The organism is Microcystis aeruginosa NIES-843 (assembly GCF_000010625.1).
Taxonomy (GTDB): Bacteria; Cyanobacteriota; Cyanobacteriia; order Cyanobacteriales; family Microcystaceae; genus Microcystis; species Microcystis aeruginosa.
On the sequence record NC_010296.1, the window covers coordinates 267,846 to 293,782 of the forward strand.

A 25,937-nucleotide genomic window follows, 5' to 3' on the forward strand; every position below is an offset into this window, starting at 1 on the left:
GTCAGTATTTTAATTTTGAGTTATTTTATCAGTAACTTGTTCCCGATTTTCAAAACCATAACAATCTCGAACAAGATAAAGTGGCCGTCCCTTTACTTCTTCATAAACCCTGCCAATATATTCGCCAATAATACCAAGAGTCAGTAATTGAATTCCTCCTAAAAATAAGATAGCAACCATCAGAGAAGCGTATCCAGGTACATCGATTCCTAAAATAATAGTCCTGAGCATTAAAAAACTAGCATAAACAAGACTAACAAGTGAAATGATAAATCCTACATAGGTCCAGACTTTTAGAGGTAAAAAACTAAAAGAGGTAATACCATCGATGGCAAAATTCCATAATTTCCAGTAATTCCATTTAGTTTGTCCTTGATACCGTGGTTCTCGATCGAATAAAATTGATGTCTGTTTATATCCCACCCAAGCAAATATTCCTTTCATAAATCTTTGACGTTCGGGCATCTTTTTAATTGATTCTACCACTCGGCGATCAATCAAGCGAAAATCTCCCGTATTAGGGGGAATAGGAACCCGACTTAATTTATTAATGACTTGATAGAAACCTTCTGCTGTAAAACGTTTCAACCAACTTTCGCCAATTCTAACCCGACGGGACGCATAAACCACATCATAACCCTGCTGCCATTTTTCGATCATTTCGGCAATTAATTCGGGGGGATCTTGTAAATCAGCATCAATAGGAATTACTGCCATCCCTTGACTGTAATCAATTCCTGCTGACATGGCAATATCTTTACCAAAATTACGGGATAAATTAACCACTTTAATTTGTGGGTAACGTTGATGATATTCCACGAGATTTTTGAGAGTATTGTCACGACTACCATCATTGACGCAAACGACCTCATAACTGGTATTTATTGTCTCTAAAACCGCTAAAAGTCGCCCAAAGAGAGCATCGATATTTTCTTCTTCGTTATACAGAGGAACAACAACAGATATTTTCACTGGTATTTGATTTGATAGCATATTAATTTACAAAAAACTAGAGAAATTGTCTAACAAATATCAGCAGTCAAAACTTGTTCGTACTTAGTGGCTGCTTGCTGCCAAGTATAATTATCTTCGATTAACTTGCGAGCATTTCTAGATAATTTTTCTCGTAACTCTGCCGATTCAAAAAGACTACTAATCGCCGTACAATATTCCTCAATACTATTAGCCCTTAAGGCTGCTAAAGGAACATGATTTCCTTCCACTGTTAACCCTTCTAAACCTCGATCGCTGGCTACCACCGGCACTCCCGCAGCCATCGATTCTAGGGTTTTATTTTTAATCCCAAAACCCGAACGCATTGCCACAACACAAATAGTAGCATGATGAAGATACTCGGCCATAGATGGAACTCGACCTGTGACAGTGATTTTAGAATTTTTTGTTAATTCTATGACCGATGGAGCAGGATTGGAACCAACAAGTATCAGAGTAACCTCAGGATATTTTTGTTGTAAAATAGGGAAAACTTCTAAACTGAAAAAGCGTACTGCATCTATATTAGAACTGTAATCTAGGCCTGCCGTCATAATAATTTGATAACCACTGGGATCGGTTTCTCGATAGGGGAATAGTTCCAAGTCAACGCCGTTGGGAATTACAATAACAGGGCGATTAATGTTCAACTCTTTCATCTGCTCCTTGTCTTCTGAAGTAGTGACAACTATAGGGTTAAATTTCTGACAAAATCTCCGTTCATAGCGTTCGAGAAGTGGCAAATACAATGTATCTCGAATAGGATTAGGGCTGACTCCTATCTCTAATTGATTTTTGCAGGTTTTATAGGCTAAACTATGTATATTTATTATAGTTTTAAGCTTTTTTTGCCAATGGGGGCGGACAAAGATCTCATTGACGCTATGCTCACAAGTAATAACATCAAATTTTTGACTATCAATGGCACGATCAAGCCACAATTGAATATCAGCACTATATACTTGTCGAACGTTGGGAGGAGTACCTTGCATTATAAAATCATAAAAACGATTTATTTTGCCTAAAATACTAGGGTTGGCAGAATTAGAATAGGGAAATATCTTTACCTCCTTAACCAATCTTTCCAAGGCTTCAATATCAGTCCTACTAACATCCGAATTTGGTCGAGTCATGATCGTGATTTCATGATTCTTACTCAGGTGTTTTAAAAGATTGAAGGTTCTAACTTGAGTTCCCCCTCTGGTTGGGGGATAGGGAAAAGTAGAGGATAGAATTAAAATTTTCATGGCTTGAGCAAAGTTAGCGTTTGATGACTTTCCATGCGTTGGGTTTACTAGGATAGTTTTCTTGGGATTTAAAAAGTGGTTCTAAGACAAAATTTTCTGTTGATTGTAACTTTTCCACAAGAGTTGATGATGGACGAAAAATGATAATATCAGTATATCCTCGGTAAATATCATTAGGTTGATTGGGATTAGTTTCGAGATGAAATTCTGCTCTTTTAGTCAGATGAGAATAGACATTATGGTTAACTAAATAACTCATGGTTAAGGCATCAGCAAAATCATCATATAGAACTACAGGTTTCTCTAATTTGTTCAATTTTTGAGCTATTGCTGGGTAATCAGGTGCTCCAAATGCCCACCAAGAAGGAGAACTAGCTATGATCCAAGATGATAGCAATCCCAATAGTAAAAGGCTAGAAATGATGATTTTACTCAGTTGTCTTTGCCAGCTTAAACGAGAATAAAAAAGATAAGCTATCAAAGCAGTTGCTGCTAATTGCCAACCGATAGCGTAGGGCAACATATAACGTAATCGAACAGAAAACCCTGTTCCCGAGATAGCGTCTTTTATCATCAAAATCCCTCCCCCACCAATTAGCAAAGCGAGAATCATCCAGTTTTTATTTTTGCCAGCATTAAAAATTAAAAATACTACAGATGTCAAAAGAAAAACTAGAAGAAAAATCCAAGAAGTTCTTTGTAATAAGAGAAAAGAGTCAGTATCCTTAATCCAGCCATCATTTAGATCGATAAAAATACGAAGCACCCCTCTCATCCAATCTTTAATTAACCCAGTGATTGGGATATTTTGTTCAGCCGGTTGTTCCACAGAATATCCGAATAACCCTGGCTTGGTTAGAAACAGATAGAACCAGGGCATAAAAAGTGAAATTCCTAACAGCGATGATAGAATATAGTTCTTAACATTCTTAGTAATTCTGCCTCTGGAATCAATAATTATATAAAGAGCATGACTAATTATTACAAAAGCGAAAAGAATATTAGAATATAACCCGAAAGCAACGGTAAATGTATAGAGCAACCAATTAATTTTTTTGGGAACTCGTAAGCTGTGAAGTAAAGTTGCACTAGATAATAGAGTAAAGGCTGTAATTAGACTATAAGTTCTGACGATCTGGGAATATTGGAGTTGTAATGGAGAAATTGCGAAAATTGCCGTCCCTAACCAAGCGATAGATGCTGATTGAAATAATTCCCAACATAGCCAATACATAAAAGGGAGAGAAAACAAACTAATAAAAGCTGAACAACTTCGAGTGATTATCGCAGGCTCGGTAAGGAATAAGCTCCAGAATCTTGACCAAATTTGCACCATGAAAGCATATAAAGGCGGAAAGACGTAAGGTCGCTCAAGCAGGCGCTTAAAACTATCGAAAATACCTTCATCTGTGTTATATCTTTGATAGTTTTGTAATTCCGAGGCAGAGACAATTTTAACATCGATAATGTTCGCTATATTTTGCCCGTAGATATAGGTTGTACTAAAAGCTTCATCATTAGAATATAATTTGCCATCTAAATTATAAAATCTCAGGAAAATCCCCAAAATTAAACTGATTAATACTAAAGCTTTTAACCAATTGGGAATTTTCAAGAATCCAGCTTTAAGTTCCATTAACATATTTTAGCTCCTTTTTTCTATGTTTTATTTATTTACTGATTTTTTTCTACCATCATGCGGACAATATCAGTCATTTTGTATTGTGCTTGCCAACCTAATTTTTCCTTAGCTTTGTTGGGATTGCCGCGACTAATGGCTAAATCTGTTGGTCTTAATAAACTTTGATCGGAAACTACATGATCTTGCCAATTTAAGCCAACAGTAGCAAAAGCTGTGGCGACAAAATCCTCCAGTTTTGAACTTTCTCCCGTGGCAATGACGTAATCATCGGGTTGCTCCTGTTGCAGCATTAAATACATCGCTTCAACGTACTCCGGCGCCCAACCCCAATCCCTTTGAATATCCATATTTCCTAAGTGTAAAGTATCGGGACTTCCTTGGGCAATTCTAGCCACGGCAGCAATAATTTTTTGGGTAACAAAGCGCTCGGGACGCAGGGGAGATTCATGATTGAAAAGTATGCCTGAACAGGCAAAAATTCCGTAGGCTTCTCGATAATTAGCCACTTCCCAAAAAGCCGCCGATTTGGCCACAGCGTAGGGACTGCGAGGACGAAAAGGGGTATTTTCGTCGGCAGAATTATCGCCGATATCCCCGAAACATTCACTCGATCCTGCATTATATAATTTAATTTTTGCTCCGGTAAATCGAATTGCTTCTAAGAGATTTAAGGTTCCCGTGGCAATACTTTCTAAGGTTTCCACCGGCTGCTCGAAGGATAAACCCACAGAACTTTGTCCAGCCAAATTATAGACCTCATCGGGCTGAATTTTAATTAAGACTTGTAGGACACTGCGAAAGTCGTTCAGTGCCATCGATTCTAGTTTTACCTGTTCCTTGATTCCCAAACGTTTCAGGTTACTAAAAGAGGACATTTGGGCATCCCGGGAGGTGCCACAAACTGTATAGCCGGCTTTTAACAGTAATTCGGCTAGGTAGGCTCCATCCTGCCCCGATATACCACAAATTAACGCTTTTTTACTCATTTATTTACAATAATTTACTTTTGAGGGTTTAACATCGCCTTGGCGGCCTCGCTTAAATAACCGATTTGTCCGTAGGCATAGAGAAGATTATCAAAGCTTTTAGCGGGATCATTGATAAATTTGACATATTTAACCAATCCTCTCACCAAACGCTCACCTCCTCGCCTAAATTGAGCCAATCCCGTCCTTCCTGCCACTTCTTCCCGGTAGTGTTCGCTGATGCCTTGCCACCAACTACGACGCATAAACCATTGACGATTGATTCTTTCCGGGGCAACATTGTGTTCCACCAATGCTGCGGGAAAATAGCCTACTTGCCATCCCTGGGCGAGTGCCAGTTCTGTAGTGTATAATTCCTCATTAGAGAGAAGTTTTTTGCCAATTCTTCCCAAATTAGGGTCAAAACCGCCAATTTTCTCCAAAAAATCTCGCCGAATCGAGTAATTAACCCCTCGCGGAGTTAAATTCGCCTGGCTAATGTATACCACATTGTCGCCCAAATCGAAAGCCCCTAAACCCCCTGCTAACTCATCGGATAACCAATTGGGTTGACTGTAGCCTTGCGGCCAAATAAGAGTGACTTTTCCCCCCGCTACTGCCAGTTTTTCGTTATTTTCGTAGGCATTTAACAGAATTTGCAACCATTGAGTACTAGCGATCGCATCGTCATCCAAATAGGCTAAAATCGGCGCTCTAGTTTCCTTCGCCCCGCGATTTCTGGCGGTAGATAGCCCTAAAATAGGTTCGTAAACGTATTTTAGCCGCCCATCTCCCAGACGCGACTCGGCCACTTGACGGGTTTTATCGGTAGATGCGTTATCAACCACTAAAATCTCACAATCTGGGCAGGTTTGCCCTAAAAGACTATCGATCGCTCCTGCTAGGTAGTGATCGCGGTTGTGGGTACAGATAATCCCTGCTATTTTAGGAGCCATGGCTATCAAGGTTACTCATTCAATACCCTAAAACTTAACATTCCTTTGGAAAAATGTAAAAATGCTTTTTAACCTGGAGACAGGAGACAGGAGACAGGAGATTGCTTTTTACTTATAGCGTTTCTCGTAAAGATGAAGTATAACCTAATTTGGTATTGACGACCGACTCCCCAAAAGGAAAACTTCCTATCTCACCATGAAGATAACTGCTATAACACTCTCCACTCGACCAATCTCAAACCTAATTTGTTAAGCTAAAAGCTTTGATGTACTTAGGGTTTGCGGCAAAAAGTTTGTTGGTGGGGTTAGGAGTCAGTAGCCGGTCGTCAGTAGCCGGTCGTCGGGAGTTTCAGGCTTTGTTGCCCTCTCTTTTTTGTACTAACTTATGTACTAAACTAAGGATAATGCCAGGTTTTTGATGGTCCCAATCCGATTTTCGCAGCATGAACATCGGATTTTAACAGGTCAAAAGCCTTATTTTAAAAGGGTTTTACCATTATTCAGCAGACCCTACTTATCTCCTAAATAGCAACCAATAATTTCCCTTGTCTTTCTATCAATTAACCGCCAAATATAAACCTTTATCGTCTTAGAAAAAACCCAAGACCACATCTCATCACATTCTCTAACCAATTTACCTTTTGGTTTGTCCGAAACCTTTATTTGACGGGGAACAGCCGCCAGTTTATTGTTGACATAGTTTTGTAACCATGACCAACTTACCCCTGTTACTCTAGCAATTCCTCGTCAGGAAATTCGTTCGAGTAAGAGTTTATCAATTAATTGTTTGGTTTGGTCAGAGACGGTTTTATTAGTGGGATTGATCACAAACTGACGACCACATTCTTTACCTTGACGTTTGGGTTTTCCATTATGAATAGAACCATTCTTGATAGTATGGTGAGAACCACAATTAGGACAGGGGAATAGAGGTGAAGGGGGGACTTTGTTCGGTGCTAGACTGATATTTGAGTAAGCCAGACAGGAGCCAGAAAAAGATATTTATTAGAAAAGTCATGATCAAGCTAGAGGTTTAAAGACTGAGCGGGTTGCAATTATTTTTATTAATAAATATTTTACACAATTCATACCAGGTAAGCAAGAGAGCTACGCCACTACTACCGAATCATTACCATTTTTCGGGGTTAGCTTATTTACATTCCTATTATCCGACATAATTGCTTTGACAGACCAGTAGCCTATACTCAACGGATTTAGTATTATTACTTCTGAGGATTTGACTGAATACCAAAAGCAGGACTTTGATAATCTTCCGGCAGATAATTTTCAGGAATAGTGCTGTGATTGCCATCCCGGAGAGCCTTGTAGTGAGGAGACATAATTTCGATACCGACTTCGTTACATTTATCCTGAATATTTTGATGCAATTCAGAATAAATATACACCATTTTGCTAGGATGATCGGTGTAGGCATTTAGCTGATAGCTGACATAAAAATCATCGAGACTGGTTTGCAAGACAAAAGGAGCAGGTTCTGAGACAATAAATTTGGTTGCTAAGGCTGCTTCTTTCAGGGTTGTGTGAACCTTACGCCAAGGTAAATCATAACCGAGAGTGACTGTGGTTTGCAAAATTAAAGGCTGTTTGAATTCCCTTTGGGAGACACTAAAGTTAATCACATTGGTGTTTAACAGCGATGAATTAGGAATCGTGATAATTCTATTAGCTGGTGTGCGAATACGGGTGACTAATAATCCTTTTTCAATCACATCTCCAATAACATCACCAATAGAAATTTTATCTCCTAGTTGAAAAGAGCGGGTATAGATGAGGATAATTCCTCCTACCACGTTAGCGATAGCAGAGGTGGAACCCAAGGAAAATAGCACCCCTAAAAATACCGACACCCCCTGAAAAGCAGGAGAATTAAATCCGGGTAGATAGGGAAAAGCGATGACTATAGCTAAGGCAATTATCAGCAGTGACAGTAAATTATAGGTTGGTTTTGCCCAATCGGGATAGAAACCATGGATTACTAAATTTTCTCTTTCCAATCCAGTGAAAAATGGTTTAATTGCTCTCAACAGATAGTGAGTTATAAAAACAATTAGCAGTATAATAAAAATATTGGGTAAATATTTTGCTATCTCTTGGGAAATAACTTCCAAAGCACTAAAAAAGTATTGCAGAAAACCATCACCAAATTTTCTAGTCCAGGGAAAAAGACGAAGGACAAAAGTTAAATAAAAATAGAGAATAGTTAAAATAATTAGAGTTCGGATAAATTGCAAAACTCTCAGGCAACAAATTCCTATTGTCTGGGAACTAATAATCTCAAAATTTTGGAATACGACCCCAGGAACTAGGGAGGTGATTAATCTCTGAATCTGGGGAAAAACCCGCGAAGATATAAAAATTATTACCCAGAAAATTAAGACCGTGGCCAAGGTAGCACTTACCGTCAAAGTTGCATCTTTTAAGAGGTTATCCGGTTGACGTTCTTGACGATAACGGACAATGGCCGCTTTAATCTTTGCTAAAGCTCGTTCGGCCAATACTTCTTGACTTACTGAGTGTAATTTGGCATCTTTAGAAGTAATAGTAGCAATAACCGTATCTCCCAAAATAATCGAGGGGTTTTTGTCTTCAGGATCGATTTTTATGGTTAAATCTTCAGGAGAAAGAGCATCGTCATCGGCAATTTTTTCAATTCTGGTTGTAATCGATTTCGCTCTTTCTTGCGCTGAAAAAGAACCTATTCCCTGCCGAATCGTAAAAAGTTCTTGATTATCAAGCATGACGGGAAAAACTTCTCCCAAAGTTTCCAGGGGTGTTTCCTGTCCCTGTTTAGCAGGATTATTCTGGGCTGCTATCATGAAGATAGGGGATAAAGTCAGTAACAAAACTAAACAAAACAGCCCTAGGTAACGCCAGATTTTTTGCATCTTCTAAGCCACAATTGCACAGGAGCGATCGAGTTTAATACCTCTTTTTTTCATCGTAGCATGGAATAGTTCTGTGGATAACACCTGTTCCACCGGATAAATCCCGGCTTTTTGGAGTTTTGCCGCTAAGATTAATTCTGCCACGCTGCCAGTTCCCCAACCCGCTGCTTGAGCAGTATTCTCGTGAAGCATAGTTGCTTGATAAACTGCTTTTTGCTGCCCTTGCCATCCGGCCACTTTTGCTAACATTGCTACCCCAATTCCCGAAAATTTATCGGTTACTTCTGTCATGCGATAACTAACTTGGGAAAAAAACTCGATTCCCCGAGAACTTTCTACCCAAGCATCGGGAAAAATATGGGCAGTAATCCAAGTTAAATGATTATAAAAATCGGGAATAGAACCAAATTTTGTAATCACATTTTGCACTTGAAAAGATTCAGCAAAAGTATAGGTTTCTGGCATATCAAACCAATAAACACCAGTTTTACCTAAAGGAGCGGGAAAGTCAATTACTTCTCTAGCAGTATAGGGTTTAATCTCTTGCCATTGTCCCTCAATCCAAGCTAAAAAAGGCTTTTTTAAGCCGAGAAAAGTAGTCTGCATCACGGTTAATCCCGCACCTCCTGAACCAGCTACGGCATAATTTAAACAGATCGTTTCTACCCTATCTAACTGTTCCACTCCCTCTCGCACTATACTATTAGAAATACCGGGGAAAATTCCCGTATTAACCACGGCAGTTATTCCCGCTTTTATCGCTAATTCTCGATAGGGAATTAACTTTTGATAAAAAGAACGATGATCACTAACATCAATATAATTGACTTTTTCTTCGATGCAAATTTTTACTACCCTGCCATCGCGATAATGAAAGGGACCGGCACAATGAATAACTAAATCACTCTTTTTAATTGCCTGTCTAAGCTTGTCTATTTCTTCTAAATCTAAAGCCAAAAACTGCATTCTTGGCAGTAATTTAATCGCTTTTTCCTTCCGTCCAGTGACAATAATTTTAGCTGCAGTATGATTAATAATATCTAGGGCGACACTTTGACCAATGCGACCAGTGCCACCTAAAATTAAAACAGTTTTTTCCATGGCAACTATCAATAATATTTGTTGCCCTAGTATAGCATCCTCTTGGCAATTTTGCCTATTTTACAAGATGAAAAATTGAGAATAATCACAACTTATTTAATGCGTCCGAGGGGCAAGAAAATAGTTAAAATCTCACCTTCTTCGGGTTTTTCACGCACAATCAATTTACCTCCCAAAGCTTGAAAAAGGTTTTTAGTCACCTTCATATTCAGACTTAAACTACCGGTTTCTGGTTGAAACATTAGGACTTTTCCCAAAGCTTTGAGGGTAAGATTAGGCGATTTTACCTGAGTTTGGAACTGCATTTTTAATTGATTTCCTGCCGTTGATATATGTACTTGCAACAGGCCACCACTAGCCATACTGCGAGTACATTTTTCCACGACTCCATTTAACATTTGATCCAATAAATTCGGGTCACTAATTACCGAAGGCAATTTTTTCGGTACATTAACTTCTAAATTGACATTGCGCCGTTTAGCTTGTTTTTGCCACCGGGGAATACTATCTTGAAAGACTTTTTCTAGAGCAATTGGAATTAATTGAATCGGTTTATCCCCCAGAGGATTAATACCCAATTCTGCGGCTCGGAAAATTAATTCCATGCGCTGAATTTGTTCACTACATTCTAAATCGATTGTTTCTAAATATTTCTGCACATCTTCCGTTACTTTTGCCCGTTTTAATAATAATCGGGTAATGGTGCGAATGGTGGTTAAAGGGGTGCGAATTTCGTGGGTTAAAGCGCGCAATAATTCCAAATCACAACCCGATTCTAAATTAGAATTATCTTCCTTTGGCGGAGTGATTTCGGCATTGATAGGCGATTTCGTTTTTTTCAGGTCTAAATTAGGCTGGTTGGGTAAATTTTGCAGTAATTGGCGACTAAATTGGCTAACTAGACGATAATCCGGCGAGGGACTGCCATTAGCCTCGATAATTGCCTCTAAAGTCCCGATTTGCGGATAACGCAGATTAACTAATCGTTGCCGCAACTGCTGCCAGGCTTGCTGGGTGAGGACGGGATCAAAGGAAAATTGAAAAGAGGACAAACCCCACTGATCCTCGCCTAAAACCAGCAAAAGAGCGAAACTTTCGCTAAAAACCAGACAAAATCTTTCATTAGCAATCGGATCCGTTGGCAAGAGAGGCAATTCATGAATCTCCGTCGGGGAAACATCGGCGGCGGATTTTTCCTGAGAAGGCAATTGAAAACCCGGCCATTGTAAATGTTTTAAAGCTTTAACAGTAAAAACACCAAATTCAAAACCCGTTAAAGCCTTGCTTTCTCTAACTAAAGCCGTCGGACCGGAGAGAATTAAACCCCGACCGGCGGCAGCATTATTTTGGTTTTGTAATAAGATATTTTCTAAAGCGGCGATCGCTGCGAACCATTCACTTTCCGCTTTCAGTTGCGAGCGCTTGAGCCATTCCGATAAATTAGGATAAAAAGCATTGGGGGTGAAAGTTTCCCGGTCCTGATGGTCAGTCGGCGGGAAAATATCGCTTAATTTCGGTAAAGACCCCTTTAACATCGTCTTCATCACTGACTAGATACAAATTCCTTACCTAGAATAGTACCCCCGTTAATGCTCATCCCATAACGGTAAAACCGAACTCTATTAGCAGTGATATCCGCGTTTTTACCTAGGGCAGTTATCTTAATAGTGAGGTACAAAGTTTTGCTTTTGGGGAGTCGGTCGTCGATAGCAAATTAGGTTACACTTCATCTTGATCAGAAAGGCTGTCAATCGGTTTAATGATTTGTAATATAGGTTAGTCCAGTTGATTACCTATGCTGGTTGTGGGGTTCGTGGCTCAATTCAACCTCGATAAGTCTGATATTTAATTACACCTGCCGACTTATGTGTTTTTTTGTTACATTTAAGTATTTTTTTTGTTTATCTATGGTTATCATAGAGCAAGTTAAATTGTTCCCAAATTATTTCCCTAACTAACTGATCTTTGATCCCAAAACCTTTTGCCTTGGCATTACGTCAATGGTAAGAATTATCTCTAAATTAAGCTTTAGAGTAGCATTATTGCTGCCAAATTTTTCAGTAAAAATTGCTATAAAACAATAGTAAATTTTTGTAAAATATGATTTTTATTAGTTTAATTGAGGTAGAGTATATTCAGAGTAATTGATCAATAAATAAACATTGAAGAAACTGGAGGTATACAGATGAAATTTGGGATTGATATGGGTCATAATTGCCCACCTCATGACATTGGCGCATCGGGAGTTAGACAGGAAGATGTTGTTATTAAAGAGGTGGGTACTCGCCTAATTGCTAAATTAGCCGCAGCGGGTCATTCAGTAATTAACTGCACCCCGACCAGTGCCGTTAGTCTTAATGATTCTTTGCGAAAAAGAGCCAATAAAGCCAATAGTAATAACGTTGATATTTTTGTTTCTATTCACTTTAATGCCTTTAACAAAAAGGCAGTGGGAGCGGAGGTTTATGGTATTAGTCAAACTTCTCAAGCGATCGCTAAATCAGTTTTGACGGAAATTGTCAAGCTAGGATTTAAAAATAGAGGAGTAAAAAATACCCGTTTTTCTGTGTTGGTAAATACTTCAATGCCGGCGATTTTAATTGAATGTTGCTTTGTGGATTCCCAAGCAGACATGGATCTTTTTGATGCAGAAAAGATGGCAGAAGCGATTAAAGTTGGTTTAATTGGGGATGCTGATGACAACTCTACACCAGAGCCAGCTACCCTAAGAATTACTCAAAAAACTGTTCTTAAACCCTCCACAGAACAATCCTCTGAATTAGAGGCAAGTACTTTAGTTGAGATTGAACCGGGAGATTATGCCGTGTTGGATGTGCGCTTGGAAGAAAGACATTTTTGGGTGAAATGGCCTGATAAAAGTCAGGCTAATCGAGATGAACATTTCATTTTTGAGGAATTTGCCGAAATCGTGCAATAGACAGAAATTTCTCGATTTATTTCTCAAAATAAAGGGAAATATATCAGCGAAATAATTGATTTTCTACCGCTCACAGGAGAAAGCAATGGCTTTACTAGATGACTTAGTTCAACGATATGCTCAAGCTGATTTGTCCATAATTTTTCGAGAAGTTGACGCTACCGATAATCGGCAAGTTAACTTAACTGCAATTCCTCCCGATCATTTTAGTCATTTAAAAGAAGTTTCTCTCGCTCAATGGCTATTAGAGTCCGCCAGAGCCACCAGTAAACTAGCCGAGGAACAGAAAAACTTCGCCGGTTTAAAATGGCGCAACGAAATGACTCCCTTTGCTACTCCTAAATCGATTAAAGTACCTTCTGAATCGGAAGCGATGGACTTTTGTTTATTCACGGATATTGACAAATTTCTGCGAGGTTATTGGAAATTTTTAACCCGTGAACCCTATAAAGGATTAGAAGAAAATACTCAAACTCCTGAAAACTTTATCGGTTTTATTCAAAGTAAAGGCTTTGCTGCCGATATAAGTTATATCAGCAAAGTGTTAAAACTTGTTCCCGAAGCGAGGACTTTACTAGCAAAAGCCAACGGAATTGTTATTCCACCACCCCCCGATACCTTACAAGTAACCAGTTTTCCCAAGGAAGTGGAAGTGGGACAAAGTTTTCGGATTGAAGGAACCGCCGCCGCTGCCGACAAAGGCAAAAAACTCACCGTTTTAATTGATAATCAATTCCCCCTAGATGATATTAAAATAGAAGAAGGAGGAGAATGGAAAGCCGAATTTGTCTTCTTACAAGCAGGCAATCGCATTGTTAAAATAGCCATTGATAATCAAAGTGTAGAAATCAAAATCAAGGCTTCTCCACCAAAGGCAACAGGTGCAGTTACCCTGAATTTAACGGGAAGTGTCGGATTAGGAGGAATCAACCGAACAGCCGATAAGATTGCGGTTAAACAGCGATTACATTCCCTCGGCTATACTTTTGTCGGTGATCCTAATAGTGCAGCCTTGAATACAGGTTTCATTCTTGCTATTAAATTATTTCAATCGATTATTGCAGGGAGAGAAACTCTAGGTGGAGATGGACGAATAGATGTGGACAATACCACTCAGAAATGGTTAGAAGCAGCCAATGCACCTCGTTGGCAAACCATGCCCGATAGTAATCCTTCTATTAGCTTAATTAATCATGAGAAAAATCAAACTAATGATGATCATGATTTTGGAACAAGTTGGTTAGCAGATGCCATCTTAGAAATTGCTGCTGACTATCATAATACATTCCGAGTTTCTAATCCTAGTAGTGCCGCTTTTTCTATTAATGATGTTAGTAAACCCACAGGAGGAGACACCCCCCAACACGCAGGCCATGAAACGGGTTTAATGTGTGATGTAAGGCTTCCGCGCACGGATGGACAACATGGCGGAATCACTTGGGAAAGTGACAATTTTGACCGCACCGCAGCACGCGCTCTGATTAAAGCCATGAGACGACAAAAACTGGTTAGTCAAGTGTTTTTTAATGACGCGACCCTGAGAGATGAAACTTTTTTGGGACAAAAACTATGCAATTTTGCTCCCGGTCATGATCACCACATTCACTTTGCTATTCGCCCTCCCGTGAGAGCTTAGTTTCATTCATTGACTAACCAGATAATTGCATAATTGAGAGGTAAAAATTATGGGAATTGTACCGACAACATGGATGCCTAACTGTTCGATGAAAAGAATCATTATTCACTGGACGGCAGGGGGACATAAAGCCTCTAGCAGCGATAAATCTCATTATCATATTTTAATCGAGGATGATGGTAACTTAGTGCGGGGAACTCACTCAATTAAAGATAATGTTTCCACCGCAGATAATGTTTATGCGGCTCATACAGCACTGTTTAATACGGGTTCAATCGGAGTTAGCGTCTGTTGTATGAGTGGTGCGGTGGAAAAACCATTTAAAGCAGGAAGTTTTCCGATGACACAAACCCAATGGGAAACCATGGCGCAGGTAGTAGCAGAACTCTGTGATTTTTACGATATTGAAGTAACAGCTAAAACCGTTTTAGGTCATGGAGAAGTAGAACGTGAGTTTCCTAATAAACCCCAACGCGGAAAATGGGATCCAATGGTTTTACCCTGGGATACATCCTTAAGTAAAAGACAGGTGGGAGATCAATTTAGAACCCTAGTCAAAACGAAATTAACGGGCGTTTCTGGTTTAGTGGAAACTCCAGCTAGTATCACAGCAGTTATTCAAGGAAAACCCTTCCGAGAAGCGCAGATATTTAATGAAAAAAGTATCGTCAAGATTCGTCCTTTGCTAGATACTTTTAATTGGAAAATTATTACTGCCAATGATCAAGAAGTGATGGAATTAAAATTTGCTGATGGGGAAGAGGCAAAATCCTTAGGATTTTTGCTGATTGAACACAGCAATAACCCGATGGATATCCCCGAGGGAACTAGCCAAGGAGAAATTATCAAGAAAATTGAACAATTCGGCTTTGTGAAAGTAGTAGATTTGGCGCAAGCACTGAATCTTTCTGTAACTTGGGATGGCACAACTCGGACAGTAACAATTGAGTAAAGATCGATAACTTCAGGAGATAATTTTATGCAAAACTACACGATTAAATCGGGAGATACCCTCAGAGGAATTGCTTTAAAATTTTATGGTGATGCTTCAAAGTTTGTGGTAATTCAAGAAGCCAATGATATTGCCAATCCTAATCAAATTTCCGTGGGACAAGTTTTAGAAATTCCCGAGCTTGCCGATGACAATGACAATAATCCCCTAGAAAATTTTCATCGGGCTTTTCCTAATAGTGTACGCTGGCGATTGGCAGAAGATGGAGTGGAAATTGAAGGTAGCGGCATTGAGCGAACCAGTGGTCAACCGGCGACTGCTACTAAAATTTGGAATAATTTTTCTGATGAAATTAATCAATGGTCAAAACATTTTAATGTGCCAGCAGTAATTATTATTGCCACCATTGCCACAGAATCGAACGGAAAAGCAGACGCTATCCGCAAAGAACCGGGTTATGTATCTGATTCTATCACCCCTCATTTGATCAGTGTTGGCTTAATGCAAACATTAATTTCTACGGCCAGAGGTACATTACATAATTCAACCATCGATCGAGATGACTTAAAAAATGCCAGTATTTCTATCCCACATTCCGCACCCTCAACTGTCACATAAGCTGTCCCCCGCCAGAGACTTGAGTAAAAATACTTAGCTGGTGAAGGTTTTCTCGGTGGCCGCTAGGGGGGCTTTGAGACCCTAATTATGAAAAAATAGGAATTGTTGGAAAACTGAGGCGAGTGGACTGTTCGACCATGAATCAATCAACAGAAATTGAAGTCAAAAATCTAGACCATCTGGGATTAGTAGCCGGAATTATCGATGAAATAGGAATCGTTGAAATTATCAACGAACAAGTCTCAATTGAGCGAGGAGAAATTGTCACAGCGGGGCAAGTAGTGAAAGCAATTATCCTGAATGGATTGGGATTTGTCTCCCGAGCCTTGTATTTATTTCCTCAATTTTTTGAAGATAAAGCAACCGAACATCTGCTGGGAGAAGGCATCGAAGCAAAACACCTGAATGATGATAAAATTGGTCGAGTAATGGACAAACTTTATCAACTGGATGTTTCGGGTATTTTCCTACTCATCAGTTTAGCCGCCGTGAAAAAATTTGGTGTAGCAACCGAGAACTCCCATTTAGATTCGACTTCTCTATCAGTAGAAGGAGAATATAAAAAGGAATACCCAACAGTAGAAATCCTGAAATCAGGAGCAGTGGGAGAAGAAATTGAAACCAGACAACAGCCAATAAAAATTACCTACGGATACTCCCGCGACCGAAGACCTGACTTAAAACAATTTATGATTGACTTAATCGTAAGTGGGGATGGAGATGTACCTTTATTCCTGAAAGTAGGGGACGGAAATGAAGCGGACAAAGCAGTTTTTGGTCAAATCGCCCGAGAATTTAAAAAACAAGTTGACTTTGACAGTTTAATAGTCGGCGATAGCGCCCTCTATAGCAAAGAGAATTTAAAACTAATGAGAGAAATGCGTTGGTTGTCTCGAGTACCATTAAGCATCAAAGAGGCTCAAGAGTTAGTCGATAGCATCTCAGAAAAAGAGTTAACCGATTCAGAAATACCGGGTTATTCCTGGCGGGAAACAAGCTCTAACTATGGGGGGATAGAACAAAGATGGTTGCTAGTTGAAAGTCAAGCTAGACAAGAATCAGACTTGAAAAAATTAGAGAAAAAAATCGAGCAGGAAAAGAATTCTGCCCAAGAAAAAATCCGGCAACTATCCCGAAGAGAATTTGAGAATAGAGCGGTGGCGTTGGCGATAGCCAAAGGATTATCTGACTCCTTAAAATCTCATCAGTTAACGGAGATTAAAGTCAATCTCATTCCGCCTGAGTCCCAGGGGTCAAAACTCAAATCAAAAGACGATTTACCCTCTCAAAGCTATCAAGTTCAAGCCGAATTAGAGTTGAATTTGGCAGCGATTGAGAGGCTAAAGAAACGAGCAGGACGATTCGTTTTAGCAACTAACGATTTGGAGAAAAAACGATTGAGCAGTGAGGATATACTCAAAAAATATAAGGGGCAACAAGCTCCAGAAAGAGGATTTTCTTTTCTCAAAGACCCCTGCTTTTTTGCTGACAGTGTCTTTCTCAAATCTCCCCATAGAATCGAGGTCATGGCCATGCTCATGGGCTTGTGCCTGCTGGTTTATACTATTGGTCAAAGACAACTTCGTTTAAGTTTAAAACAGCAGGAGACGGGACTGAAAAATCCGTTGGGTAAGTTAACTGACCGACCGACGTTACGCTGGATATTTCAGGGCTTTCAAGGGATTCATCTCGTCCGTATTCAAGACAATCAAAAGATTAGCAACTTAACGGATGAGAGGCGCAACATTTTGAGATTTTTTCCCAAACCTTGCCAAGAATATTATCTCTTATCTTGACCAGATGGATTGACTTCAAGGGGTGACAAAACAAAGCGAGCAACTGGAACATCTCCCCCTAGATGTTAAGTCTGATTGCCTAGTCATTCTCAACAAGCACTGTTTATTGAGAATGACCGGGGGAACTCTGAAATTTTCGGCTTAGTTGCCGGCAGCTTGCCGCCAACTCACTCCTCTAGATAAGTATTTTGACTCGCGCCCCTTCCTCTTTTGAGACGTTGTGACACTTAGGGTGCGGAATGTGGGTTCTATTAAAGCAGGAACGTCATTTATTGCCGATCAACGCTTGAAAACTTTGTTAGATCCGCCCAAAGTTGCCTGTGCTTATAATGCTGGTTCTCTATTTGAAAACAAAAATTCCAATAATCGTTGGCGAATGCGTCAATTTCCCATTGGTACTTCCGCACACTGCGATCGCTTTATTAAATTCTTTAACGATGCAGTCTTTGTTTTGAAAGGAACCACCACGCCTGTTAGCGTCGGCTATCAACAATTTTATCTAGCTTGATTTCCTCGCCTGTCTTGGGGTTCTGATCATCAATTCAGCTTGCGGCTCTCAAGCATCAATTTTAGTCAGTCATGTCCAGTTATCTAGTTAGAAGAAATTTGTCTTTCTATTTATTTCAAGATTTCAAGGAGTGGTAAAGCTGTGTTATTCAAGCTTTTTCAGCGATTCATGATCTTTGGATTTACTTTAGTAATAATCTTATTTTTTCAAGCAAAAATCCAAGCTCAAACCGTTTGTCAAATAGTACCGACTTCTCAGATTTCTTCTATCGATCAGGCTAAATGTTTATTACGTCAACCCAAGATTTTTGGGAATGTGGGACCAACTTTAACCAGTTTACCTGCTCCGTTTGATCAACTCTTAACTAGACCTACCATTGATATCAGTAAAGAGCAATTAAGACGATATCTACAAGCTCAAGGAATTAACGAAGCAGACATTGGCGGTTCATTAGATAAACCTGTCTCACGAACCAATAATAATAATCCCAGGGCAGAGTTGGCTCGTTATTTTATTATTCATGATACCAGTACCCCTAATTTGGGCAATGATACCTTTCCCAATAATATTAATGAAGCTAGTTGGGAATTTAATAATTTCAATAAATATGGCAGTGGTGACAATTCTCCCGCTCATATCATTATTAATCGAGTAGGACAATCCGTCACTCGTAAGGATTTTAATACCCCTTGGCGTTCTACCAGACGAGAATCGGAGCAATTTTGTGGGGTGAATAAATGTAAGGGTTTATTCTTAGCAGTTGAATTAGTTCAACCTAGAAAATGTCAACCAAACTCTGGTCAAACACAGTGTTCTCCACCCAGAAAAAATGATGCTAAATCGCCAGATCCCGGCTTTACCAAAGCTCAATTAGATCGCCTAGCAGTTGTTTATATTGCGGCCAGTGTACGGCGCGGAAAATGGTTAATTCCTGCTTTTCATGTTGTTCTTGATCAAATCGTACCGGGTGGACATGATGACCCTCAGAATTTTAACCTAGATCAATGGTCAAAACAACTCAATGACATTTTAACTGAAATTCGTTCTTAGGAGTTAATTATGAACAAATATTTGAGACAATTATTACTAACTATTGCAGTAATTTATCTAATTCTAATGAGTAGTTTTCTCTCTCCAGCATTCGCACAAGTTAGCTACACCCCTCCTGCTCAGTCGGCGAGTGTTTTACGAGATATTCCATTCAATCAAGCTGTTCCGGTTGATGAAGCCTATCGCAAAGAATTTGAAAACTGCGATCAAAAAGATACTTTTAGAGGATTTTCTCTACCAATTATTAGAAGATGTAAGAACGATCCTAATAATGTTAAAGCCTTGTTAAAATTATCAGACGGAACAATTTTTATCGAATCGAAATTGAGTTTAGATATCGATGGCTCATGGTTAGCGTGTAAAGGACAAGGCGCGCCGACTTCTCAATGCCCAACATCTTTTTCTTGGCCAACGGAAACCCAAGAACCTAATAAATTTGTTGATCCTGATAACTTTGCTTATATCGTCAATCCAGTATCTAATTTTCAAAAAAGTAATGATCCCGGTGGAAATCAATTATTTGAAAAGAAAACAGGGGTTAAGTTAGGAGATTTAGGAGTAGTTGTTTACAAAAATAAGGTGGTTCCTGTATTCGTCGCTGATAGCGGCCCTTATAATAAATTAGGCGAAGGTTCATCCTTACTTCATCAATTGATTGGTGAAGATAAATGTAAACCGGGTAAACGAAGAACGGACGGAAAAACTCGCACTGATAAGCGATGGACAAGTGATGTTCATTGTACTGAATACAAGAATGTTAGTGTGGAAGATAAAGTTCTCTTTTTTATCTTTCCCAACTCTAAAATTCCGAATTTGAGTCCTGCGAATGCCACGAACAAAATCAATACAGAAGCTTTAAAACGCTTTGAAAACCTCAAGGATAATCGTCAAGGGGTGATTCAACTCAATCAACCTCAATCAGGACAAAGTTTTGCTGTTAATACTGCCGTGACATTTTCTGGTACTGCTAACCCAGAAGTTTCCCGAATTAAAGTCAGTATCGGTCTTGGAGGTCTCTTTGAAATTGCCGACCTCAAAAATATTAAAAAAAACTGGACTTTTGAGCAAGTTTTTAACACAAAAGGGATCGATAGACCTGTGACTATTCAACCTTTCAATGCTACAGATAAACCGCTTAAACCTCTGAATTTTACGATTACCATTCAATAGTTCATTCTGTTCTTTTGTATTGACTTTCAGGAGAATTAAACCCATGGCTAACAAAACTCTCAAAGCATTAACCAACACCGTTATTAAGTCTTTACCTCAAGATAGCATTGGCTTAAGTGATTCCCAGAAAATTACTTTACCTGAAGATGCTACTTTAGAAATCTTGCAATATCGTTCTGCACCTAATAATCATTGGGAAATTCAATTAGTCACTCCCCAAAATGGTCTTGTCACTTGGTTTGCTTTTATCTCCCATGTCGAAATATTTTCTGATCCTAACTTCAAGAAAACTTTAGTAGAGACAGCTACTGAAGAATGGGAATTTTTTGAAAAAGGAACTAAAAAAGAACGAGAAGATGGCTTTTGGCAAAGAGTGGTTAAATATTGGAAAGAAGCTCTTAATATACACCATATTGATACTCCCGATGAAGTAGGAGACGGTATAAGAAATCCTTGGTCAGCTGCCTTTATTTCTTGGATCATGACAAAGGCAGGTGCAGCAGACAAATTTAAGCGTGATGCGAGTCATTCAGTTTATATTCACGATGCCGTTCAAAAACGTAAAAATCGAGTGTTTGATGCCCCATTTATTGCTTTTAAAGTTGATGAAATCACGCCAGAAGTAGGGGACTTAGTTTGTGCGCCAAGGGCAAGTTCAGTAGATTTTGTTAAATATGACACATCCCCACCTTATGCTTCTCACTGCGATTTAGTGGTGGCAAAAAGAACGAATGAAATTGATATGATTGGGGGCAATGTTGAAGATTCTGTGAGTAAGACAACTATTGAATTGAATGCAGAAGGAAAAGTAATTCCTAATGGAAAAATTCTGGTTAACGGGAATCCAGCTACAAAACGACCTTGGTTTGTAGTGATTAAAAACCTTCTCTAATTTGTTTCTTTCGTTATTTACTTTAACTTTCAAGGACAAAGTTATGGCTACCTTACAAGATATTATCAACGAAAGTAAAACCCTAACCCGTTCCCAACTAAAAACGGACAAAGGGTTAGTAATAGAAATTCAAACCAAACTCGCTAACCTAGGATTTTACCCCGGCGGCGGTTGGATTGATGGAGATTTAGGAGAATCCAGTAGTTTTTCTTGGACTGGATTAATTGATTTTTGTAAAAAAATTGGGAGTCTTCCCATTCCCTCGGATACCCTAGCTATCAATAAAGAGATTGCCCAAAAATTGCTAACAACCAAGCAAGTTGACTCGGTTCTTAAAGCAGCTACTCAAAATTCAATTCTTACCCGTCTTCAACAAATTCAAACCAGATCACCAATTATTAATAAAAACACCCCTCCTTCTGCTTTTGTATCTCGAAGTATTGAGCAATCTCCTTTCAAACCATTTATCATTAATTATCCCAATTTCTTAACCCAGAAACCCGACGGAACCTCTCTAATTTCCTCTGGTGATACTTTGGTACTTTCTGATGGTAGAACGGTTAACTTTAACGACTATCCTAATTGCGGAAGTCAGCCAAATATTGACAATAATGGTTTAAGTTTTCTTCCTAGTAATATCTCTCATGCTTGTCTTTGTATCGGAAGTTTTAAAGATAGTAATAGCCCGATTAAAGCCAGATGGTTAGGAAAAGATGCCCTAACACCTGTTACTTTATGGTGGAGTACCACTAAATTTATTGGCGTTTTAAATACAGTTTGTCAAATTAATCAAAACTCAATTAATACAGATATTGATGATTGTGTGATTGCTTCTCACCGATTTAATGATTTAGTAAGAGATATGGTGAGTTATCAGGGACTATCTTCTAATCGTATTGGGGCTTTATTTAAAAGCTTTAGTAAAAGAGAAGTTTTAAGTAATTGGATTGAAACACAAACAGGAAGTGTTAGTCTAAATTTTACGGGTTCCTATGGAGAAGATTCCTTAATTTTTCCAGCAAGAATTAAAGATACAACGACAGGAAATATTGTCTTATCTTCAGGGGATGTTGGTGCGGCTACTTCAACTAATTCCCTGTCAGCCTACGATCTGGTACGCCTAATTTCAATGTTAGGATGGCATTTACATTTACCCAATAATGCTAAACTTCCCTCAGCCCAATGGAAAAGTTTAGAAAGCATAGTTCGGGCAATGGGTCATGATACAGCACGATATGTAGATGTAGCTTTTGAAACCTTGGGAGTTATGAATATTATCAGTGAACCTGTGATTATTTCAAAAGTAGGTTGGGGAAACATATCTGCTACTTCTGGGTCAATGACTTATACCGTATTTGTTAAATTTGTTGATCGACGTTTTACTCCTGCAAAATTAAGAACTTTCGCCTTATCTTTACGTTGTCTGAGTCCAGTTTCTTCTGATTTTGATGGGAGAGATACCAATTTAGCCGCCGCTGTCACCGAAATTGTCCGCCGCATTTTAACCGAGGAATTGCCTTAATCTACTTTGGTCATAACTAAAAACAAAAACTTGTAAAATCAATAGTGAGGTCTTAAAAATGAACCTAGGAACCCTTCTCGAAATTATTGTTGCTCTAATTTTTATCTACTTAGCTTCCAGCCTTATTATCTCCGAATTACAGGAACAATTGGCCGCCTTATTAGAATTTCGGGCTAGAAATTTAAAAAAAGCTCTGGAAATATTCTTGGGGAAAAATACGGTGGAATCTTTGTACAATAATGGATCGTTATTATCAAGTTTCAATCAATACACTAATTTTGGGAAGTCAGTTGGTCCTTCCTATGTTGAACCAAAAGTTTTGGCAGAGTCTCTAATTAGTCTAGTTAATAGTCAACTTTCAGATAATGAAAAATTATTAAAAGCGGATTTCTTAGGAAATAATCTTGATCAACAAAAAACAGGAATCTTTAAGAAATTAGCTAGTATTTCTGATTTTTCTAAAATAGACAAAACGGCTATTGACAGATTGATACAAATAGGTTACAGCACCAAACTCAAATATGACAATCCAACTCTGGAGAATTTTGTTGATGAAATAGCCAACACTTTTACTCAAATTATGGAGCGAACATCGGGGGTATATAAAAGAAATGCCAAGGGTGTATCTTTTGCTTTTGGTTTTTTAGCGGCTGCCTTGCTCAATATTGATAGTTTTTATGTCATTGAGCAACTATCCAAAAATTCCAATTTAAGACAGGGAATTAATCAGGTAGCGACAGAAGTTTTTCAGACTAATGAATCTTGTTTTAAAGACGCTAAAGATGATCCTAACAAAGTCGCTGAATGTACAGAAAAATTACAAGCCAGTGTCAAGGACTTAGAAAAAATTAATCAACCTTTGCCGCTTGGTTGGGATGAAAAAGGATGGTTTAATGGTGAACAAATAAAAGAACAAAATGGCTTGTTACAAGCTATCTTTGGCTGGTTAATGACAGGAGTAGCCGTGGCGATGGGCGCACCTTTTTGGTTTGATATTTTAGGGAAGCTTATCAATGTGCGTAATACTGGCAAACCCATATTTCCTAATACTCAGAAATAAATAATTATTGCTGTCACTTTAACGATTTTCCATCAATCCTCAAACCAGTCCTTTCTCAGATTATTTCTAGTCATTTCTTGTCTTTTTCTCTTTTATTGCCTATAATTTTCTTAATCCTCACTTTTCTGGTTAACAAGGAGAATACAATCATGCAACCTCTCAACTTTTCTATTATCCAAGAGATCAAACATCAAGGAATTTGTGATGCTTCTGCAGCCACTGCTTTAGGAGAAAATAAATTTGTTGTTGGTAATGATGAGGCGGATCCAAAATTAGGTAATTTTCTCTGGATTTATTCCTCTCAAGAGTCGGGAAAAGCCCTGAAAACAATTGACATTAATAGTTGGGTGAAGAACAATCTTAAAAATAAAGAAATCGACTTGGAGGGGGTAACTGTGCTAAATGACATAATCTATTGGATTACTTCCCATGGCCGCAATAAAAATGCCGAACAAAAACTCCCTCGTCATCAATTTTTTGCCAGTAAAATTACCGATGACGGCTCTAGTATAGTTCAAGTGGGTGAGTCTTATACTCAGTTAGTCTTGCGCGATATTATCGAAGACTCTCAATTGGCTGAAATATTTGATTTCAAAACGGCAGAAACCAAAGCTCCTAAAGCTGAAGGAGGATTAAATATTGAAGGTTTAACGGCAACTCAAGACGGAAATATCTTAATCGGTTTTCGTAATCCCATACCAAGTAATAAAGCTCTTTTATTAACTCTAAAAAATCCTTACAGTTTAGTTAATAATTCCAGCAATGCTCGGGCTGATTTTGGTGATCCTATCCTGTTAGATTTGGGAGGATTAGGAATTCGTAGCATTGAATTTTGGCCTGCTTTAGAAGTATATTTAATTATTGCTGGAGAATTTCATGGAGGCGATCAATTTGTTTTCTATACTTGGTCAGGAAAAAAAGAAGATGCACCGGAAAAGATAGAATCACTGCAATTCCCTGACGGTTTTCGTCCAGAAGCTTTGTTGTTTTATCCCCATTTCCCAGATCGCTTTCAGATTTTAAGCGATGATGGTACAATCGAGCGAGTTGGTAATACTCCCTGTAAAAATACCGATAAAAATAATCCCGAAAAATATTTCCGCAGTATTTGGGTAAAAGTTAATTAATACCAATTCTCACCCATAAAAACTACAGATCGAATTATCGAATTTAAGTTCCCATTTTTAAGGGAGATGCCGAAGGTAGGGGGATCGAACTCTTGTAGCCGGATTTTGGAGAATTGATATAATTAGACATCCCTCTTAGTGGAACCTCAACAAAACCTAGAACAAAAATAGCTTTAAACCCATATAGGGATAAGCTTTAAGCTCAAAAAAACCGTTGATCACGTCTTTTCAATGGTTTTTTATCCTAGAAGCTCTATCTCAATGGAGCGAGAGGACTCCCGTTAAACCGCGTAGCGGTTAACGGGAGATAAATCGCCACCGGAATGAAACTAACGCGGTAGCGTTTCCACTTTTGGGGAGTTTTGGTTCTCGACGTATTTTTTTAGTTGTTCGACAGTAAGTAGTCGTGCAAAATTAATTTCTTGGTTAGGATAGGCAAAAGGCAAGAGGCAAAAGGCAAAAGCTTGATCGAAATGTGTAATTAATTTTGCTTAGGTACTTAACTCCGCCACAACTAGCCACGAAATAAGCTCCCGTCCAAAAATAAGGTTTATTGTCGAAATACTTGGCCGCCAAATCCAGAAATTCCTTTCTAATTAATGGGACTACTAACTGTTTTAAGGTTAGCGATTAATTTGGATAAAGCGATGTCAGGCTTGTCATCGATAATCAGGTGAACGTAATCCGATTCACCGTTGAAATCAAGCAACACGCTTTCCCATTTCGTCAGCGTTGATACAAAGATTTCTTGAAGTCGGGCTAAGATTTCATTGTTAATAGCAATGGTCGGTATTTGATGACGAATATGACGTGAGCGGTAAGTCTATAAACAGAGCAAAATTCATGATTGTAATCGGT

The 25,937-nt window shown here is 38.7% G+C and carries 21 protein-coding genes and 1 pseudogene; 12 read left to right on the forward strand and 10 right to left on the reverse strand.

The annotated features are described in order from the left end of the window. Window positions 1-9: 9 nt before the first annotated feature. The 9 genes and pseudogenes from MAE_RS01420 to MAE_RS01460 all read right to left on the reverse strand — a co-directional run bounded on the left by MAE_RS01420 (window position 10) and on the right by MAE_RS01460 (window position 11,345). On the reverse strand, window positions 10-993 hold the full coding sequence (locus tag MAE_RS01420; RefSeq protein ID WP_012264002.1) for a glycosyltransferase family 2 protein: 984 nt from the start codon (window positions 991-993) through the stop codon (window positions 10-12). 29 nt (window positions 994-1,022) lie between these two features. Then, window positions 1,023-2,240: a glycosyltransferase family 4 protein gene (locus tag MAE_RS01425; RefSeq protein ID WP_012264003.1), complete on the reverse strand. Its 1,218-nt coding sequence runs from the start codon at window positions 2,238-2,240 to the stop codon at window positions 1,023-1,025. A 13-nt stretch (window positions 2,241-2,253) separates the two neighbouring features. After that, the gene (locus tag MAE_RS01430) at window positions 2,254-3,882 is read right to left on the reverse strand and encodes a glycosyltransferase family 39 protein (protein WP_012264004.1); all 1,629 of its coding nucleotides are present in this window, start codon (window positions 3,880-3,882) and stop codon (window positions 2,254-2,256) included. A 32-nt stretch (window positions 3,883-3,914) separates the two neighbouring features. Then, window positions 3,915-4,868 (reverse strand): GDP-mannose 4,6-dehydratase, encoded by a 954-nt coding sequence (locus MAE_RS01435; RefSeq protein WP_012264005.1) that lies wholly within the window; start codon window positions 4,866-4,868, stop codon window positions 3,915-3,917. A 14-nt stretch (window positions 4,869-4,882) separates the two neighbouring features. After that, window positions 4,883-5,803, reverse strand: coding sequence for a glycosyltransferase family 2 protein (locus MAE_RS01440; RefSeq protein WP_012264006.1), 921 nt, complete (start codon window positions 5,801-5,803; stop codon window positions 4,883-4,885). A gap of 519 nt (window positions 5,804-6,322) precedes the next feature. Beyond that, window positions 6,323-6,821: pseudogene (locus tag MAE_RS28190) on the reverse strand (IS1/IS1595 family N-terminal zinc-binding domain-containing protein); the annotation flags it as partial. A 205-nt stretch (window positions 6,822-7,026) separates the two neighbouring features. After that, on the reverse strand, window positions 7,027-8,709 hold the full coding sequence (locus tag MAE_RS01450) for a mechanosensitive ion channel family protein (protein ID WP_041803637.1): 1,683 nt from the start codon (window positions 8,707-8,709) through the stop codon (window positions 7,027-7,029). Window positions 8,710-8,712: 3 nt separating this feature from the next. Continuing rightward, complete coding sequence (locus MAE_RS01455) at window positions 8,713-9,810, reverse strand: saccharopine dehydrogenase family protein (protein WP_012264009.1); 1,098 nt, start codon at window positions 9,808-9,810, stop codon at window positions 8,713-8,715. Window positions 9,811-9,902: 92 nt separating this feature from the next. Continuing rightward, the gene (locus MAE_RS01460) at window positions 9,903-11,345 is read right to left on the reverse strand and encodes a sensor histidine kinase (protein WP_041803638.1); all 1,443 of its coding nucleotides are present in this window, start codon (window positions 11,343-11,345) and stop codon (window positions 9,903-9,905) included. 650 nt (window positions 11,346-11,995) lie between these two features. Between MAE_RS01460 and MAE_RS01465 the strand changes: the two genes are divergently transcribed. The 12 genes from MAE_RS01465 (at window position 11,996) to MAE_RS01520 (ending at window position 25,079) form a co-directional block, all read left to right on the forward strand. After that, window positions 11,996-12,748: an N-acetylmuramoyl-L-alanine amidase gene (locus MAE_RS01465; protein ID WP_012264012.1), complete on the forward strand. Its 753-nt coding sequence runs from the start codon at window positions 11,996-11,998 to the stop codon at window positions 12,746-12,748. Window positions 12,749-12,833: 85 nt separating this feature from the next. Then, window positions 12,834-14,384: a glucosaminidase domain-containing protein gene (locus tag MAE_RS01470; RefSeq protein WP_012264013.1), complete on the forward strand. Its 1,551-nt coding sequence runs from the start codon at window positions 12,834-12,836 to the stop codon at window positions 14,382-14,384. Window positions 14,385-14,433: 49 nt separating this feature from the next. Continuing rightward, window positions 14,434-15,336 carry an N-acetylmuramoyl-L-alanine amidase gene (locus tag MAE_RS01475; RefSeq protein ID WP_041803640.1) on the forward strand — a complete coding sequence of 301 codons (903 nt, stop codon included), beginning with the start codon at window positions 14,434-14,436 and terminating at the stop codon, window positions 15,334-15,336. A gap of 27 nt (window positions 15,337-15,363) precedes the next feature. Beyond that, window positions 15,364-15,954, forward strand: a complete 591-nt coding sequence (locus MAE_RS01480) for a LysM peptidoglycan-binding domain-containing protein (protein WP_012264015.1) — start codon at window positions 15,364-15,366, stop codon at window positions 15,952-15,954. Between the two features lie 137 nt (window positions 15,955-16,091). Next, complete coding sequence (locus tag MAE_RS01485; RefSeq protein ID WP_012264016.1) at window positions 16,092-17,750, forward strand: IS1634 family transposase; 1,659 nt, start codon at window positions 16,092-16,094, stop codon at window positions 17,748-17,750. Between the two features lie 241 nt (window positions 17,751-17,991). Next, window positions 17,992-18,258 carry a hypothetical protein gene (locus tag MAE_RS01490; protein WP_231859696.1) on the forward strand — a complete coding sequence of 89 codons (267 nt, stop codon included), beginning with the start codon at window positions 17,992-17,994 and terminating at the stop codon, window positions 18,256-18,258. A 168-nt stretch (window positions 18,259-18,426) separates the two neighbouring features. After that, window positions 18,427-19,308 carry a hypothetical protein gene (locus MAE_RS01495; RefSeq protein ID WP_012264017.1) on the forward strand — a complete coding sequence of 294 codons (882 nt, stop codon included), beginning with the start codon at window positions 18,427-18,429 and terminating at the stop codon, window positions 19,306-19,308. 9 nt (window positions 19,309-19,317) lie between these two features. Beyond that, window positions 19,318-20,478 carry a glycoside hydrolase family 75 protein gene (locus tag MAE_RS01500; RefSeq protein ID WP_041803645.1) on the forward strand — a complete coding sequence of 387 codons (1,161 nt, stop codon included), beginning with the start codon at window positions 19,318-19,320 and terminating at the stop codon, window positions 20,476-20,478. A 43-nt stretch (window positions 20,479-20,521) separates the two neighbouring features. Further along, on the forward strand, window positions 20,522-21,370 hold the full coding sequence (locus MAE_RS01505) for a DUF2272 domain-containing protein (protein WP_002797706.1): 849 nt from the start codon (window positions 20,522-20,524) through the stop codon (window positions 21,368-21,370). A 43-nt stretch (window positions 21,371-21,413) separates the two neighbouring features. Continuing rightward, window positions 21,414-22,892 carry a hypothetical protein gene (locus MAE_RS01510; RefSeq protein WP_002797707.1) on the forward strand — a complete coding sequence of 493 codons (1,479 nt, stop codon included), beginning with the start codon at window positions 21,414-21,416 and terminating at the stop codon, window positions 22,890-22,892. Between the two features lie 58 nt (window positions 22,893-22,950). Then, complete coding sequence (locus tag MAE_RS01515) at window positions 22,951-23,952, forward strand: hypothetical protein (protein WP_002797709.1); 1,002 nt, start codon at window positions 22,951-22,953, stop codon at window positions 23,950-23,952. A 149-nt stretch (window positions 23,953-24,101) separates the two neighbouring features. After that, window positions 24,102-25,079: a DUF3616 domain-containing protein gene (locus tag MAE_RS01520; RefSeq protein ID WP_002797711.1), complete on the forward strand. Its 978-nt coding sequence runs from the start codon at window positions 24,102-24,104 to the stop codon at window positions 25,077-25,079. A gap of 592 nt (window positions 25,080-25,671) precedes the next feature. Here the strand turns inward: MAE_RS01520 and MAE_RS35980 are convergent. Next, window positions 25,672-25,884: a transposase gene (locus tag MAE_RS35980; RefSeq protein WP_308417900.1), complete on the reverse strand. Its 213-nt coding sequence runs from the start codon at window positions 25,882-25,884 to the stop codon at window positions 25,672-25,674. Window positions 25,885-25,937 lie beyond the last annotated feature (53 nt).